This is a genomic window from Chromohalobacter sp. 48-RD10, from assembly GCF_029889785.1.
Classification (GTDB): domain Bacteria; phylum Pseudomonadota; class Gammaproteobacteria; order Pseudomonadales; family Halomonadaceae; genus Chromohalobacter.
In genome coordinates this window covers 216,358-231,803 of record NZ_JARANX010000003.1, presented here as the reverse complement: position 1 = coordinate 231,803, position 15,446 = coordinate 216,358, and the positions used below count along the sequence as shown (strand labels likewise).

Sequence of the window (15,446 nt, the reverse complement as noted above, 5' to 3'; positions counted from 1 at the left end):
CCGGTTTCGTCATTGGTGTACGCTAACTGCTCGGACTACTTCTTGCCAGGCCCCGAGCCTTCTTGACGCGTCACGCTAGAACCCTTGGGGCGTACGTACAGCACCAGCGCATGGTCGACGAGTTCGAAGCCGTGCTCCTCGGCGATCTCGCGTTGACGCCGCTCGATGGTGTCGTCAAAGAATTCGATAATCTCGCCGCTTTCCAGGCACACCATATGATCGTGATGCTCTTCCTGCGACAATTCGAACACGGCATGCCCGCCATCGAAATTGTGACGAATCACCAGCCCCGCCGTCTCGAACTGGGTCAAGACACGATACACAGTTGCCAGACCGACATCGTCACCTGCGTCGAGCAGAGCCTTATAGACATCTTCGGCGCTCAGATGGTGTTGGTCCTGCGTACTTTCGAGAATTTGCAGGATCTTGACACGCGGCAAGGTGACTTTTAGCCCCGCCTTGCGCAGTTCCTGGTTCTGATCGGCCATGGTTGCGGTTGCTCTTCGCAGTATCGTGGTAGGTCAGGTATGATCAATCCACGCAACGATAGTGAATGATAGGCGCAAATGCAAAACTTGATTAAAACAGTCACCTTTTCCGTCGCCCTGGTGCTCGTCAGCGGGTGCAGCTACGTAGGCGTTTACAAACGCGACCTGGCGCAGGGCAATCTCATCACCAAGGACATGGTCTCGCAACTCGAGACTGGCATGACCAAGGAGCAGGTGCGCTATGTAATGGGCAGCCCCTTGCTGCAAGGCCCGTTCGACAAGAATCGCTGGGACTACGTCTTCTACCTCGACGAAGCCTATGGCGATGTGGAAGAAAAACATGTGACGTTGACCTTCCAGAACGACAAGCTGGCCGACATCGAGCGTGAAGGCGACATTGAGGATAATGTCGACATCTCGACTCAGAGTGGCCCCGGCCCGGCAGTGGAAGGTTCCGGGCCAGGCGACGTCGCTCCCGCAGCGGGCCCCAGTTACGCTCCGGAAGAGTAAGCGCGTCACGCTATGCTCAGTCGCCTCCCCGAGCCCGCGCCAAACGCGCTTGCTTGGGGTCGACCGCCAATGGACGATAGACCTCGACGCGATCCCCTTCCACTAGCGTATGTCGTTCCGGTTCGCGCAATGCCTGCCCGTAGATTCCTAGTGGCGCATGACGGAAGAAGTCTGTCCCGCGTTCGGGGAACAGGGTCGGCAAGTCAGCCATCGCGACCACGTCGCGCGCTGAAGTCCCTGAGGGCACCGTGAGCGCGACGATATGCTGGCGATGAGGTTCCGCGAAGGCGACCTCAACGTCGATGTGCGTTTGCGCGATGTCACTGGTGACCATAAAGCGCATCCGCGCGACGCGTGAACGCGTCGACCAACTGGCCGGCAACTTGTTGAAAAAGCTTGCCAAACGCCATTCCCAAAAGGCGATTGGAAAATTCAAACTCCATTTCCAGGCTCACCCGACAGGCCGACTCGCCCATCGGCGTGAAAAGCCAGCGGCCATTGAGACGTTTGAAAGGCCCCTCGGCCAAGGACAGCTCAATGCGCTCATAGGGATAGAGGTCGTTACGCGTGGCCAGGGTCTGTTCCACGCTCCCTTTACCCAAAGTCATTTCACCTATTAGATAGCGCCCCTCTTCGTGCTCGATGACCCGTGCACGACGGCATCCCGGCAAGAATTCAGGATAGCTCTCGAAATCGTTGACCAGATCGAACATCGCCTTGCATGAATGTCTTACCAAGGCGGACCGGTTGACCGTAGGCATTCATCACTCCGCTGACTTTGTTGCGCCGTGCGCGTATGATGGAAGGTTAACATCAAGTCCTTGAATGATATCACGCCTTCCCCCATGTCATGGGGCTAGCAGATTCGGCGCATAGTGCATAGTAATGTAGAGGTTCCATGGCCAAGAAAAAGGGCAATATCGGCTCGAGCACCATCGCGCAAAACAAGAAGGCTCGCTTCGAATACCATATCGACGAGACCTTCGAGGCCGGCTTATCGCTGGCCGGATGGGAAATCAAAAGCCTGCGCGCCGGCAAGGCGCAGCTCACCGATACCTACATCCTGATCAAGAATGGCGAGGCATGGCTACTGGGCAGTCATATCACGCCACTCAACACCGTGAGTACGCATGTGGTGGCGGATCCCTCGCGGACACGCAAATTACTGCTGCATCGCAAGGAGATTGCCAAGATCTTCTCGCGTACCCAGAATAAGGGGCACACTTGCGTGCCGCTGAAACTGTACTGGAAGAAAAACCTCGTCAAATGCGAGCTCGCGCTAGTACGCGGCAAGAAGATGCATGACAAGCGCGCCACGGAAAAAGCCCGCGACTGGGACCGTGAAAAGGCCCGCATCATGCGTGCTCACTAAACGCAGTAAGAGCGCATCGAGAAAGGCTCATCAAGAAAGAGGCGCCTGGCAACAAAAAACCGTCGCGACGGGGTTGAACTAGCCTCGGGCGTCCCAACCTGTTAAACTGCAGAAACGCTTACGGGGGCGACATGGCTTCGACGCCGGTGACAATCCCTGAGGTGCATGCCGAGAGCGTAACGTATCTCGTAAATCCAACGTTACGATAAAATAGTCGCAAACGACGACAACTACGCTCAGGGCGCGCTAGCAGCGTAACAACTGCTAGCTTCTAGTCCGGCCCGGAGGTGATGTGCCCATTCATCACCGATGGGATACGAGCTCAGACTGATGGGATCGCGGCTGGCTTTGTCCTCGCGTCAGCCGCTAAAACTTAGAGGAATCGCGTCGCTGGATCCTGCCCGTCGGAGCCAGAGGCGCTAAACTAAAAGACGGACCTAAGCATGTAGAGCCGATGGGTGAGTGTCGGCGGACGGGGGTTCAATTCCCCCCGCCTCCACCAAACAAGGGTTTCAGGAGGTTCCGAAAAACTTCAGAAACCGCATGAACAGGGGCCTCAGGGCCCCTTTCTTGTATCTGGACGTTTCATGGCATTCCTTGACATGCCCCCACCAAAGGGGGCATATCTGGGGGCATAAAGCCGAAGCCGATACCCCAATGCCCCCAAATTCGCCAGAAACCGCGCCAGTCGGCGCCTGGCTGACCGATAGCCCGCCCCTACCCTTGGGGGCATCTGGCACTGCCGAAAGGGGGCATAAGGCGACCACCGCTCCGAGGTGCCCCCAATGAGCCGCCAGACCAACAAACTGTCCGCTACCGCCGTGAAGACCGCCAAACCCAGGGACAAGACGTTCAAGATGACCGACGGTGGCGGCCTCTATCTGGAAGTATCCCCGAGCGGGAGCAAATACTGGCGGTTGAAGTTTCGTCATGCCGGCAAGGAAAAGCGGCTGGCCATAGGCGTCTATCCTGACACTTCCCTGGCGGATGCCCGTGAAGCTCGCGACGAGGCCAAGCGCCAGCTTGCCCAAAGCATCGACCCCAGCGCTGCCAAGCGCATTGCCCGTCAGCAAGACGAGCAGGCCGTCGCCAGCACCTTCAAGGCTGTGGCTACCGAATGGCTAGAGAAGGTTCACCAGCACGACGTGGTGCCCGCCCACTACCAGCGGAACAAGCGCCGCCTGGAGCGTGACGCCTTCCCAATCCTCGGCACGCGCCCCATCTCCGAGATCACCCCGCCCGAACTGCTGGACTGCCTGCGCCGCATCGAGGAGCGCGGCCACATCGAGACGGCCCACCGCGTGAAGACGCTATGCGGCCAGGTTTTCCGCTATGGCATCTCCACCGGGCGCGTCGAGCGTGACCCAACACCCGACCTGCGTGGCGCCCTGCGCCCCCACAAGACCAAGCACTATGCCGCCGTGACCGATCCCGGGGAGGTCGTCGGCCTGCTGCGAGCGATTAAGGGCTATGGCGGCCAGCCCGTCACCATCGCCGCGCTGAAGCTGGCGCCCCTGGTCTTCACCCGCCCCGGCGAGCTACGCCAGGCCCTATGGACCGACATCGACCTGGAGGAAGCCACCTGGACCTTCCATGCCAGCAAGACGGGACAAGCCCATATCGTGCCGCTGCCGACTCAGGCCGTGTCGATCCTGCACGACCTGCATGGACTGACCGGGCGAGCCGAGTACGTCTTTCCCGGCATCCGTAGCAGCAAGCGACCGATGAGCAACAACACCATCAAGGCCGCGCTGGACCGTATGGGCTTCAAGGGCGAGATGACAGCGCACGGCTTCAGGGCGATGGCCCGCACGATCCTGGCCGAGCGCCTGAATTACCCCGAGCACTACATAGAGCAGCAACTGGCGCACGCCGTGAAGGACAGCAACGGTCGCGCCTACAACCGGACTTCGCACCTGGAGCAGCGCCGGGAGATGCTGCAAAGCTGGGCCGACTACCTGGACGCCCTGCGCGATGACGCCGACAACGTGGTGCCGATCCGCGCCGGGGCCTGAGACAAGCGGCAGTCGCCGCACCCCCGTTGGCTGGCTAGGGCCGATCACCCGAAAGCGTGGCAACTCCACCACGCCCGCCAGCCATTCTTCCCTGGAGTGAGCGCGAAGGAGTGGCGCCACATGAGGTCCAAACTATATAGCCTGAAAGAATGGCTCACCTTAGAAGATGCCGCGTCGCATCTTACATCTGTTTTGTCTGAAACAGTCACCGTCGCTGACATCCTTCAGTTGGCGATTCAGGATCACATCAAGCTATCCGTAAACCTCATCGCGGCAGCCGAAGCAAATAAGGGCACTGTGCATGACATCACTGAAGCAAGGGTCATGCTGCATCCGGCGGGCACTCCTCTCTCATGGCTAAGGGGAGATGAACCCGCCAACTCGCTGGAAGAAAAGTTACGTGCAGTAGGCGTGGTGAGAATCAGAGACATCCCGAGCCTAGATGAAGAGATACGAAGCGCTGTGGCAGACCAAAGCGTACATGCGGTGCATCTGGGAGAGGCTGTTTCAGAGACAGAGGTGGTGGAGTTCGAAAAGGAGATACAGACGGTCAGCGGTATCTATGACTTACCAATGCTTTCTGCTGAAAAGTCTTTGATCGAGGAAATGTACTACCCGAAGGTGGGCGGGCCTGATATTGATCCCTGGAACCTGGAAGGCGTGTGGTTAGAACGAGATGGCCATATATACCGACTGTGTGACCGAAGTGCGACACAAGCCGATTATGACGCTTGTGGCACTGAAAACAGCATCGCAGAGTGGAATAAGCGCTATCGAGATCCATCAAGATGGTTTCCGACCGACAGGCTTCCCGCTGAGAGCACAATAATCCTGAGGCGGGAAAACCTCGATGCCTTCATAGAAAGCCTTGAGGAGCCCGAGCCGGCGCCAGTCTCGACACCTAGCACCGAGGAAAGCCGGACCCTGGAAGTTCTTGGACTGCTAGTCGAGCTGTATGCAGAACAACATGGCCCTGATTACCACCACGGCGCCCGGCCCAAGGCGTCACGCATAGTGCAGGACATGCTTAGCGCCATTCCAGAGGATGTAACCGGCATGGGCGACCGGAAGCTAAAAGAGCATGTAGGCGCAGCGATCACGGCTTGGGAGGCTAAAAAGCGCCGGTAGTCTGCAATCTGCATTTTGCATCTGCACCAACCGACTGAAGCCCCGCGCCACGATGCCAATGCAATCCATCGCATAGGGCACCGTGACATGCCAGACACCACCAGCAAATCCACCCTCCTCCGCCGTCCCGAGGTGCTGCAGCGCTGTGGCATCTCGAATACCACCCTTCATCGTCTCATCAATGCCGGCGACTTTCCCTCTCCGATTCAAATTAGTCCGCGCGCCGTTGCCTGGGTCGAGTCTGAAATCAATGAGTGGATCGAGCAGCGTATCGAGGCCAGCCGCAATCAAGGGGGTGCAGCGTAATGTTGACCACGACTAGCGCCCACGCCTACTATTCTCGTGCTGTCGCAAAATCGGCAGCCGATCTTGGCGGATCGGATCACTCAAGGCGCACGAGCGCCACCATCATGACGGGCGCTTTTTTTGTGCCTGCCATACGTTATGGCGGCTGTGCGCGTGATGCCTTCGGGCATGCCGGTTTCCTTGAGTGCCGGTCCGCCAACTCGCGTACAGTCGCCCCCATCCGATGCTTGGCGGCATCCGGGGACGACTCCTCAACTCAAGGAGCGTTACCCATGGCAATCTCACGCCTATCCCCTACCCGCAATCCATCTACACGTGCTGCCGCCCATCGGGCCATGGCACGCGCCGCGCTATTCGCTGATTCCAGCGCCAGCACTCGCCTGAAGCGCTACAACCATCACATGGTCAAAGCCCGCCGCCTGGAAACCAGCATTGCTCGCAAGGAGGAGGCGTCATGAATGATCGCGAGCGCATCGAGCTTGAACGCCTGGCTGCCGACATCCGCGACGACTTGGCGCGTGCTCAGTACATGGGTGAAGCCACCGTCGGCACATGGATGCTCATGAGCTACGCCGAGCGCCTGGAGAAACTCGTCAGGGTGATGGAGGAAGGCGAATGGCCGAGCAAATGAAAACGCCCGCCCCCCGGCAGGGGCAGGCGCAAAACAGCAACAACACCGACCATTATGGCCACCCTTACCTGGAGCGCAAGGAGATCGCCCTGGCTGACCTGCAAGCGGTATGCAGGACAAGCGTCACCGTTGAGACGGGCGAGGTGCAATGCCATGGCACCGAGGACTGGCGTGGCTCGATGATCCTTCGGGAGCTGGTGGATGCTGCCGGGGCGTCTGCCGGCTTCGAGCGAATCTTGCCGGAGAAGATACAGAAGTCTGAGGACGCCAAACTGGGTGACAAGTTCACGACACCGGGAAGCACGGTATCCGGCACCTTCACTCCCATTGGCTTCGCGCCGGCGGACCTGCTGAGCCTGTCAGGGCCGTTGATCGTCTGTGCCGGCCTGGCTGACGGCTACTCGATCCATGTGGCCACGGGGCACCCTGTCGCCTGCTGTGTTGGGGAGATGATGGTGGCCAGCGTCGTCAAGATGATGCGCACTGCTGCCGGTCGCGCCGAGCTGCTGGCCGCCATGGATAATGACGAGGCTGGGCACCGGGCTGCCGAACGGGCTGGAATCAAGTGGGCCTGCCCGGCCACGTTCAAGGACTGGAGCGACGTTCGCCAGGAAGAAGGGCTCCAGGCCGTCCAGGAGCAGCTACTAGCTACCCGCGAACAGGCTCCAGATGCCCAGCTACAGGAAGAGAAGGACAACGAAGAGCACGACAAGAAGCAGTCGCAAACCGATCTGATCGTGGCTTTCGTCCAGACCTGGAGCGACCTATTTCATGACGACAATGACGTGGCTTATGCCCGGCATCGCGGCACAGGTGAGGTATGGTCCATCGGCAGTCGCGCCTTTCGCCATTGGTTGACCGCCGAGTTCTATGCCCAGCACGAAAAGGCGGTGAAGGATCAGGCGCTGCGGGAAGCGCGTATGACGCTCGAAGGTATTGCGATGAAGGAGCATCGCACCGTCTACATTCGTTCGGCTGGCGGTGATGGCCACTACTGGCTGGATTTGGGCATTGCGGGCAGTAGTCGCTGTATTCACCTACGCTCCGGCGCCTGGACGATTGAAGAGCAGAGCGAACTGATGTTCTGCCGGTCGGAAAGCGCTGACACGCTCCCAGAGCCTCTAAGGAATGGCAGCATCGAGCCGCTATGGCGTGTGGCTAACATCCCTGAGGATGCCCGAATCATCGTTGTGGCCTGGCTGATCGAGTGCCTACGCCCCGACACACCTTACCCGATCATCGAGCTACTGGGTGAGCAAGGCAGTGGGAAAAGCGGCACTCAAGCTGCATTGCGACGGCTGATCGATCCCAACGCCGCCGACCTGCGTGGAACACCCAAGTCTGCCGAAGACCTGTTCGTCAGCGGAGGCGTGAATCATGTCATCAGCATTGAGAACGCCAGCCACCTGCCAGCGCCTTTACAGGATGCCATGTGCGTTGTGGCCACCGGTGGTGGCTTCGCCCGGCGCAAGCTCTACACCGATGGTGATGAGAGCGTCATCCAGCTCAAGCGTCCCATCATCCTCAACGGCATATCGGCTGCTGTCACTCAGCAAGACCTGGTAAGCAGGACAATCACCATCGAGCTGCCAGTGATTCAGGATGCCCAGGCCAAGGACCGCATGGATGCCGACTTCGAGGCCAACCGGCCAAAGATCATCGGCGGTCTGCTGGATATAGCAGACAAGGCGCTCAAGCTGCTGCCTGACATGGAGTTGCCCACGCATCGGCGCCCCAGGCTGGTCGAGTTCGCTTATCTTGGCATGGCTGTGGCCAAGGCGATGGGACGCGACCCCGAAGACTTCATGGCCGAGCTCACAGCGGCACGGCAAGACGGCCTTGAGCGCACACTAGAAGCCAGCCCGGTGGCGACGGCCATTCGCGATTGGGCCGAGATCCACCCTGGCGAAACACGAGACGAGCCGGCCAAGCGCTGGCTGGCCATCCTCGCCGACTACAAGCCGGCAGGAGCCGATGCCTGGCCACGGTCCGGCAAAGGGCTTGGTGATGCGATGCGACGATCAGCGCCCGCTCTGCGACAACTCGGGATCGAGTGCAAGAGTCTCGGTAAGGGAGGTGGCGGTGTTATCCGCTGGAGGATCGGGGAAAAAGTTCCTGAACCGATGTCCCCCATGTCACAAAGTCACAGTTCGGATGGTCGAGGGTGTGACTTTGGGACTTCTGGGACTTCGGCTGAAGAAAATTGTTGGCCCAAGGTGTACGGGGAGGAGTTCTAATGGCTGCGCTCGACCACCTCAAGGCTCACGAATTGGAGGCCGAGCCCCTGCCTGGTGGCCGCCTTTACGTCTGGCCTGCCGAGAACATCACCGAAGAAACCCGCGTCTGGATCAAGTCGCACAAGGCCGAGCTGCTGCAAGAGTTGGCGCCGGCGAACAGTGACAAGCGTCTTTCGTGGCGTGTCATTCGAGGCGGCAAGCCGGTTGCCACCATGGTCGGCAAGCTGATGTCACCTGAAGAGGCGCTGGCCGCTGCCAGAGCCCGCTGGTCCGATGCCACCGTCGAATTCTGACTGACCACGATGGCCCCGGCTATCGCTGGGGCCGAGCATTTCCCAACTAGACTCGAGAACAGGGAAGCCCATTAGCCATAACCCGCTCCGTTATGCCGGCCAGCTGAGGGCCTAACGGCCCTCCCAGGGGGCTTGGCCCATACCATTTTTCGCGCCACCTTGAAAGGTGGCTTCCTTGCATTTAAGCTTCGCATCCCTCACTTTTGAGGGTGAAGCGCTAAGATGCGCACGGGAGGTGAAGGATGTTCAGCGAAGAGAAAGCAGCACAAGTGGCGGCGTACCTGCTACAGCACCGTGGCGGGCAAATGTCGTACCTGAAGCTGATGAAGCTGATGTACCTGGCTGATCGTGCGTCAATGGCTGAGTACGGCTTCCCCATCAGCGACGATGCCTGGTTTTCCATGAGCCAGGGCCCCGTCCTCTCCAACACACTCGAACTTGTCCAAGGCGGCGGGCGCGAAGGCGAGTGGGACAACTGGGTGCGGCCGGGCAACCAAGCTTATGAGGTCGCACTGTCACAGGTCGCCCCCGAGCGTGACGACTTCGACGAGCTGAGCGACGCTGAGATTGAGATCCTGGATCGCGTTTGGGTAGAGCATGGCCATAAGGATCGCTGGCAGCTCGTGGACTATACGCACGAGGCCTGCGCCGAGTGGCATGACCCGTATGGCTCTTCACGCCCGATTAGCCCGCAAGAGATGCTGGAGGCCCTCGGCCGAAGCCCAGAAGAAGCTTCGGCCCTTTCCCAAGAACTCTACCAGCGCCGACAGGTCAAAGCAGTGATATCGGAGCTTCGTTGATGTCGTACCGGCCCCTGCAGCGTGGAACATTGATATTTCTATCGGGGCCGGTCTCCCATCTGCATATCGTGATGAACGATCCGGTGGTGAACCCACTCACCGGGCTGCCATCAGTGCTGCTGGTCAACATCTCGTCGATCAAGGATGGCATCCCCTACGACGATGCCTGCGTACTCACCCCTGAGAACTGTCCGCACGCCTTTGTGAAGCGCCCTAGCTATGTCTACTACCGCGAAGCCTGCGTAAAGGCTGCCGATGACATCACGCAGAAAGTCGAGATAGGCGAGTTCCAGACGCATGACCCTATCCCGACAGAGGCTTTTGATCTTGTTTGTAGCGGCTTCTACACATCCAAGTTCGTCACGCCCAAGGTCAAGCGCTTCCTCAAACACTGTTGGCCAACCGACTAGCCTCCCCCAGCCTTCCTCACTATGCTGCCGGGAAAACTTATACTCAGGAAAAATGGATGCTTAGGTTGCTGAAGCAGATCCTTGGTGGAAGCAAGAGGTGAAGAGCCCGGATGCAACAGGGAGCATTCAATGGGGCCGCTATGGCCCCATTTACGATGCTGACGGAACAACTTATTCCTGGGTACCCAACGGCGGAAGCTCTTGCACGATCCGCATGGTTTCCAGGCTGACGGTGACGATGCGCTGGAACAGCTTGAGCGGGTAGGCAGGGTCGCCCATGGTTTCGACGGCGTAATCATTGGCGTCGTTGACGATGCCGCTTTTCTTGTCTTCCTTGACGCGTTGCCGCTCCATCACCCATTCCAGCGCTGGTTTGCCGTTGACGACGTAATCATAGGCTTCCAGGGGCACGCCTTTCAGGGTGATCAGGTCGTTGTATTTGACGACCGTCTTGTCCTTTTCTTTGCCCTTCTTACCGAACTTCCATGGCTTATCGACGCGCAGCTCGTGAGACGTCAGCTCGTCGAGGCCGCGGCCACCAGAAACCTCGATATCCAGCTCATGGGGCGTCACCGCTTCGAAATCGACATGCAGATCAGCCAGTTTACGCCCGGCATCGGAGAAGTGGCGGAAGGCATCATAGGTGCTGACACGTGGGATGCGTGGCAACTGGACAGAAAGGTTGTTCTGGTAGCGCTCACGGTACTCCGGCGAATGCAGCAAGCCATAGATGTAATAGAAGACATCTTCCTTACTGATGGCCTGCCCCGGATAGGCACTCTGAAAATGCGCCAGCCCCTCATCGGTGATGCCATCCTGGGCCGTATAGCCATCAGGTGAATCATCGCCATGGCTGAAGAGGTCATCACTACCTTGTGATGTTGACGCCTCGAAGACCTTCAAGGGAAAGGCTTGTCCATTGAAAACTGCTTGGATGTCCAGTGCTGAAGAAATAGCGAGAACAGAGAAATCCTTGCCACCAATTCCGGTGACGAAAATCACCCTATTATTGGTCTCCGGAGTCGGGAAGAGCTTTGGCATTTGGTAGATGCAGTTGTTAAAGAAGATATCCATGTACATCCATTGCTTGGAAAATGGCCGGTACACGGACGGCATAATCCCTGCCTGGTGAAATTCACCTTTCTTGCCACGCTCGACGCCATGGCGTTGCACACGATCCCAACTGATCTGGGTGGGGTCGGTGTCGATAAAGTCGTTGACCTTGAGGCCAGCGTTTTTCCCACCGGCTACCGCGTAGCGATCGACTTCGCTGTTATAGAAGTCAATCATGCCTCGCATGTTGTCTTCGACCTTGGCCGGGGAGGCGTTGTAGCACCAGGCATCGCGCCCTGTCATGACGCCACGAGAGTAATTTCTGAAGAGCTGTGTTTCGTCCTTGTTCTTCTTATCCCCCATCAGGATGAAGTCATTGAAGCTGTCATCCCGCTGGTTCAGCCAGTCGCCATACTCGTTCGACTCGACCATGGTCCAGCCATACGCATCTTCGATGCCCCTGATGCTGCGGAGGTTGGCGATGGTGTTCAGCTTATCCTCACGGCTCAGATAGTCGCCGATATCGTGGAAATGGATCTTACCTCTATCACTGGATTGAGGATTCTTGACGAATAGCGTGATAGCAATCGGGGCACGACTGCCTTCTCCAAAGACGTTGCCACGCTCCTTCTGGCGCTGCTCACCTTGGGTTCTTGCATTACCCCGCAGATGGAAGACATAGAGGCTGCTAAACTCTTCGGCCAGGCACTGGCGCAGGCCATCCATGGCGTTGCCGTCCAGCCAGCCCGCATTGGTGACATAGGCCATCACACCGCCATCCTTGCCCAATCGGTCGCTGCCCCAGCGAATGGCGCGGATATAGCTGTCATAGAGCGAATTTTTCAGCGTAGCGTTGGAGCGGGCTGCGTAGGATTCGCGAATAGAGCCATCAAGCCGGGGATAGCCGAGGTTCGCGTTATTGTCGTTGGCGCTGTCTTGGCCGGAAGAATAAGGCGGGTTGCCCATGATGACGCGGATATCCAGCGCCTTCTGGCGCTTGCGGCGCTCCGAGTTGTCTTCCAGAAGCCCTGCAATCTGGTCGTCACTTTCATACATCTGGAAGGTATCGGTCAGGCAGATGCCTTCGAAGGGCTCGTATTCGCCCTCATTCAGCTCGTGGTATACCGCCTCGATATTGATGGCGGCGATGTAATAAGCCAACAGGACGATTTCATTGGCATGAATTTCATGACGGTACTTGTGCGCCAGTTCATTGGAGCGTATCAGCCCTGATTGCAGCAGCCGAGTGATGAAGGTACCCGTGCCAGTGAAGGGGTCGATGATGTGCACGCCCTGATTGCCGAGTGTCTGGCCGAATTCCTGCTGGAGCACGTCATTGACCGAGTGGATCATAAAGTCCACGACGGCGGGCGGCGTGTAGACGATCCCCAGGCGTTCGGTCAGGCGCGGGAAAGCTCCCCGGAAGAACTTGTCGTATAGCTCGCTGATCAGGCGTTGCTTGCCTTCTGACGATTGCACGCCTTGGGCGCGGCGCCGGACGCTTTCATAGAACTTGGCCAGGGAGTCGGACTCCTTGGCCAGGTTGTGCTCGTCCAAGGCGTCCAACACCTTCTGAATGCCCTGCGAGACCGGGTTGCTGCGTGTGAACTCGTGGCCCTCAAACAAGGCATCAAATACCGGGCGAGTGATGAGGTGCTGGGCCAGCATTTCCACCGCTTCGGTTTCGCTGATCGCTTCGTTCAGGTCGTCCCGTAGCTCGTTCAGAAACTCATCGAATGCCTGGCGAGCCTTGCCGTGGTCATCGGCCAGTGTGGTCTCAATGCGGGTAATATGGCGTCGCGCAATGTCGGCAATATCGCCGGCCCAGTCTTCCCAGTAGTCGCGTGTGCCGCATTTCTTGACGATGCGGGCAATGATGGCCTTGCTGACCTCTTCATTGAAATTGATGCCAAACTGCTCATGGATCTGGCCCGTTTCGTCATTATCAGGCTGTGGGTCAGTACCACCATGCCCGCCAATATCGGTGCGTTCCGATGTGCCGCTGGACCGAGTGGGTAAACTATCGCTGACTTGGGTGATGGCATCCAGTTCCTGGTTGACGCCAATGATCTCAAGGCTGTCGGAAACGTTCTCGCCCAGGCCAGCGCGATTGATGGTGGCGTCCATACGTTCATCATGTGCCCGCAACGCGTTGAGAATCTGCCAAACCACCTTGTAGCGCTCGTTGTCATTCAGCGCCTCTTCCGGTGTCACGCCATTAGGTACGCCGATGGGCAGGATGACATAGCCCATTTGCTTGTCGGGTGCCCGACGCATGACACGCCCCACGGATTGCACCACGTCGATGGTGGAACGGCGGGGATGCAGGAACATGATGGCATCGAGAGCGGGGACATCTACCCCCTCGGAAAGGCAGCGGGCATTACTGAGAATGCGGCACTCGTCACTTTCGCTGTCACCCTTGAGCCAATCCAGCAGTTGATTCCGTGAGCGCGCATCGTAGGTGCCGTCAACGTGGCGCACTTCGCAGTTGAGCGGCAGGGGCTCGTCACCAAAGCTGTGCTGATGATATTCCTGAATAACTGGCGTGAACTGAGCAGCCATCAATTGGGACGACTTGATGTCTCGACAGAAGGCCAAAGCGCGGCGCATGGGATTTTCGTCGCGCAGTCCCGCGCCTTCTTTCATCAGCGCCTTGTAGCAGCCAACGATTCGCGAGGCATCATCCAGGCGAAGTTCGTTATCCTCCGATAGCAGTTTCTGCACGCCTCCACTGACTAGGTTTTCATCCATGGCCAGTACGATGACGCGATAATCGGTCAGCAGGTTGTTTTCAACTGCCCAGGCGAAGCCACGATGGAACAGCATCTTGCCGAACAGGGATTCATCGTCCATGTCGCACAGCGCGGCACCATGCTCGTCGGCCTTGCTGCGTGCCTGCTCACCGAAGATGCGCGGCGTGGCCGTCATGTAGAGGCGCTTGCGACCTGCCACATGGGCGTTGTTGTGAATTCGCACGAAGTTAGATTCATCTTCCTTCGCTAGCGTCACGCCGGTCGTGCGGTGAGCCTCATCGCAAATGATCAGGTCGAACTCGGGCAACCCGTGGCCTTGGGCGTCACTGACCGCTTGGATGGACTGATAAGTGGCAAACACCACGGTCATGGCCTCCGGCGCGTCCGACAAGGCTTCTCGCGCCAGCGCATCGGCACGGGTGGTTGCCGGAAAGGTCAGGTCATGTTGCTGGAGGTCGGCCACATCGTCCGACTTACGCTTGCCGACATGACTATCCGAGCAAACGGCAAAGGAGCGCAGCTCGACTTCAGCATCCTGGCTCCATTCCGTCACCGTTTGGGACATCAACGCCAGTGAAGGCACCATGAACAGCACCCGCTTGCCCTGGCCCGCCAGTTTCTCGGCAATACGCAGGCTGGTGAAGGTCTTGCCAGTGCCGCAGGCCATGATCAACTTGCCACGATCCGCCGCGGCCAGTCCCTTTTCGACTTCTTCTAGTGCTTCCTGCTGGTCAGGGCGCAGGGTCTTGCGCGAGCGCAGTGCCACCTTCCCGGACTGGGCGAACAGCGACCAGTCGATACGGCTTTCCTGGAGATCGCGCAGGCCAATGCGCCGGGTGGGTATGTACTGATCGGCATCACTGAGCAAGGCCGTGACATTGTAGCTAGGAGCCACATCGGTGGTGTCGATGATCAAACGCTCAACGAAAGGCGAGCGGCCCGAGGCGCTGATGAAGGAATCGATATCGCCGCGTTGCAGCCGGTGGGAGCGACTGTAGAACTTACACTGGATAGCGCTGTAGTGGTCCTCGGTGCCCCGGATGCGCGCCACCAAGTCAATGCCTGTGTCCTGAGCCGACGCCTCACTGCCGACATGTTCAACCCAATCGGCATAGCTCCATACCTGGTCATACTGCTGACGCTGCACGTCATCGTGCTCTATCCAGGCCTGCACCAGCTCCTCGAAGTAGGTTCCGAGTTCACGCGGGGTACGGGCATGCTGGCGATAGCGGTCCAGCAGGTCATGAAGGTCGGCACTCATGGCGATACTCTTGGCAGTCGAGAAAATGAATGGGGCAAGCCTACCAAAGCCCGGCTATATCAGCAGTAGCGAAAAGGGTTATAGATGAAGATGACGGACTGAGAGGACCAAACCCAATATGGAAGGATAAGTTGGACACTGGTCTTATAGGGGGAGGGGGAGGACGACCCCGAGAGGTTCCAGTCA

The 15,446-nt window shown here is 58.4% G+C and carries 15 protein-coding genes and 1 other RNA gene; 12 read left to right on the top strand and 4 right to left on the bottom strand.

Annotated elements, in window-relative coordinates; all coding sequences use genetic code 11:
• Positions 1 to 35: 35 nt before the first annotated feature.
• Complete coding sequence (gene fur, locus OP496_RS06020) at positions 36 to 488, bottom strand: ferric iron uptake transcriptional regulator (protein WP_280562601.1); 453 nt, start codon at positions 486 to 488, stop codon at positions 36 to 38.
• A 78-nt stretch (positions 489 to 566) separates the two neighbouring features.
• Between fur and OP496_RS06015 the strand changes: the two genes are divergently transcribed.
• The gene (locus OP496_RS06015; RefSeq protein WP_280562600.1) at positions 567 to 998 is read left to right on the top strand and encodes an outer membrane protein assembly factor BamE; all 432 of its coding nucleotides are present in this window, start codon (positions 567 to 569) and stop codon (positions 996 to 998) included.
• A 16-nt stretch (positions 999 to 1,014) separates the two neighbouring features.
• On the opposite strand, the gene OP496_RS06010 is transcribed toward OP496_RS06015, so the two are convergent.
• Positions 1,015 to 1,332 carry an RnfH family protein gene (locus OP496_RS06010; RefSeq protein ID WP_280562599.1) on the bottom strand — a complete coding sequence of 106 codons (318 nt, stop codon included), beginning with the start codon at positions 1,330 to 1,332 and terminating at the stop codon, positions 1,015 to 1,017.
• Complete coding sequence (locus tag OP496_RS06005) at positions 1,319 to 1,759, bottom strand: type II toxin-antitoxin system RatA family toxin (protein WP_075369705.1); 441 nt, start codon at positions 1,757 to 1,759, stop codon at positions 1,319 to 1,321. Before OP496_RS06005 ends, OP496_RS06010 begins: the two co-directional genes overlap by 14 nt.
• Before the next feature lie 137 nt (positions 1,760 to 1,896).
• Here OP496_RS06005 and smpB point away from each other — a divergent pair, with 137 nt between their 5' ends.
• The 11 genes from smpB (at position 1,897) to OP496_RS05950 (ending at position 10,190) form a co-directional block, all read left to right on the top strand.
• Positions 1,897 to 2,370: an SsrA-binding protein SmpB gene (gene smpB, locus OP496_RS06000; protein WP_280562598.1), complete on the top strand. Its 474-nt coding sequence runs from the start codon at positions 1,897 to 1,899 to the stop codon at positions 2,368 to 2,370.
• Positions 2,371 to 2,492: 122 nt separating this feature from the next.
• Positions 2,493 to 2,872: a transfer-messenger RNA gene (gene ssrA, locus OP496_RS05995) on the top strand.
• Between the two features lie 283 nt (positions 2,873 to 3,155).
• On the top strand, positions 3,156 to 4,385 hold the full coding sequence (locus OP496_RS05990; RefSeq protein ID WP_280562597.1) for an integrase arm-type DNA-binding domain-containing protein: 1,230 nt from the start codon (positions 3,156 to 3,158) through the stop codon (positions 4,383 to 4,385).
• 120 nt (positions 4,386 to 4,505) lie between these two features.
• Positions 4,506 to 5,513, top strand: a complete 1,008-nt coding sequence (locus tag OP496_RS05985; protein ID WP_280562596.1) for a hypothetical protein — start codon at positions 4,506 to 4,508, stop codon at positions 5,511 to 5,513.
• An 87-nt stretch (positions 5,514 to 5,600) separates the two neighbouring features.
• Positions 5,601 to 5,819, top strand: coding sequence for an AlpA family transcriptional regulator (locus OP496_RS05980; protein ID WP_280562595.1), 219 nt, complete (start codon positions 5,601 to 5,603; stop codon positions 5,817 to 5,819).
• A gap of 272 nt (positions 5,820 to 6,091) precedes the next feature.
• Positions 6,092 to 6,277 carry a hypothetical protein gene (locus OP496_RS05975; RefSeq protein ID WP_280562594.1) on the top strand — a complete coding sequence of 62 codons (186 nt, stop codon included), beginning with the start codon at positions 6,092 to 6,094 and terminating at the stop codon, positions 6,275 to 6,277.
• Positions 6,274 to 6,450: a hypothetical protein gene (locus OP496_RS05970; RefSeq protein ID WP_280562593.1), complete on the top strand. Its 177-nt coding sequence runs from the start codon at positions 6,274 to 6,276 to the stop codon at positions 6,448 to 6,450. Before OP496_RS05975 ends, OP496_RS05970 begins: the two co-directional genes overlap by 4 nt.
• Positions 6,435 to 8,687, top strand: coding sequence for a hypothetical protein (locus OP496_RS05965; RefSeq protein WP_280562592.1), 2,253 nt, complete (start codon positions 6,435 to 6,437; stop codon positions 8,685 to 8,687). Before OP496_RS05970 ends, OP496_RS05965 begins: the two co-directional genes overlap by 16 nt.
• Entirely contained in the window at positions 8,687 to 8,980 is a 294-nt protein-coding gene (locus OP496_RS05960; RefSeq protein ID WP_280562591.1) for a hypothetical protein, read from the top strand. The genes OP496_RS05965 and OP496_RS05960 overlap by 1 nt, the downstream gene beginning before the upstream one ends.
• 242 nt (positions 8,981 to 9,222) lie before the next feature.
• A complete protein-coding gene (locus OP496_RS05955; RefSeq protein ID WP_280562590.1) occupies positions 9,223 to 9,780 on the top strand; it encodes a Panacea domain-containing protein in 558 nt (185 codons plus the stop codon).
• Positions 9,780 to 10,190, top strand: a complete 411-nt coding sequence (locus OP496_RS05950) for a hypothetical protein (protein WP_280562589.1) — start codon at positions 9,780 to 9,782, stop codon at positions 10,188 to 10,190. Before OP496_RS05955 ends, OP496_RS05950 begins: the two co-directional genes overlap by 1 nt.
• A 171-nt stretch (positions 10,191 to 10,361) precedes the next feature.
• Here the strand turns inward: OP496_RS05950 and OP496_RS05945 are convergent, their stop codons facing one another.
• Entirely contained in the window at positions 10,362 to 15,260 is a 4,899-nt protein-coding gene (locus tag OP496_RS05945; RefSeq protein ID WP_280562588.1) for a type ISP restriction/modification enzyme, read from the bottom strand.
• Positions 15,261 to 15,446 lie beyond the last annotated feature (186 nt).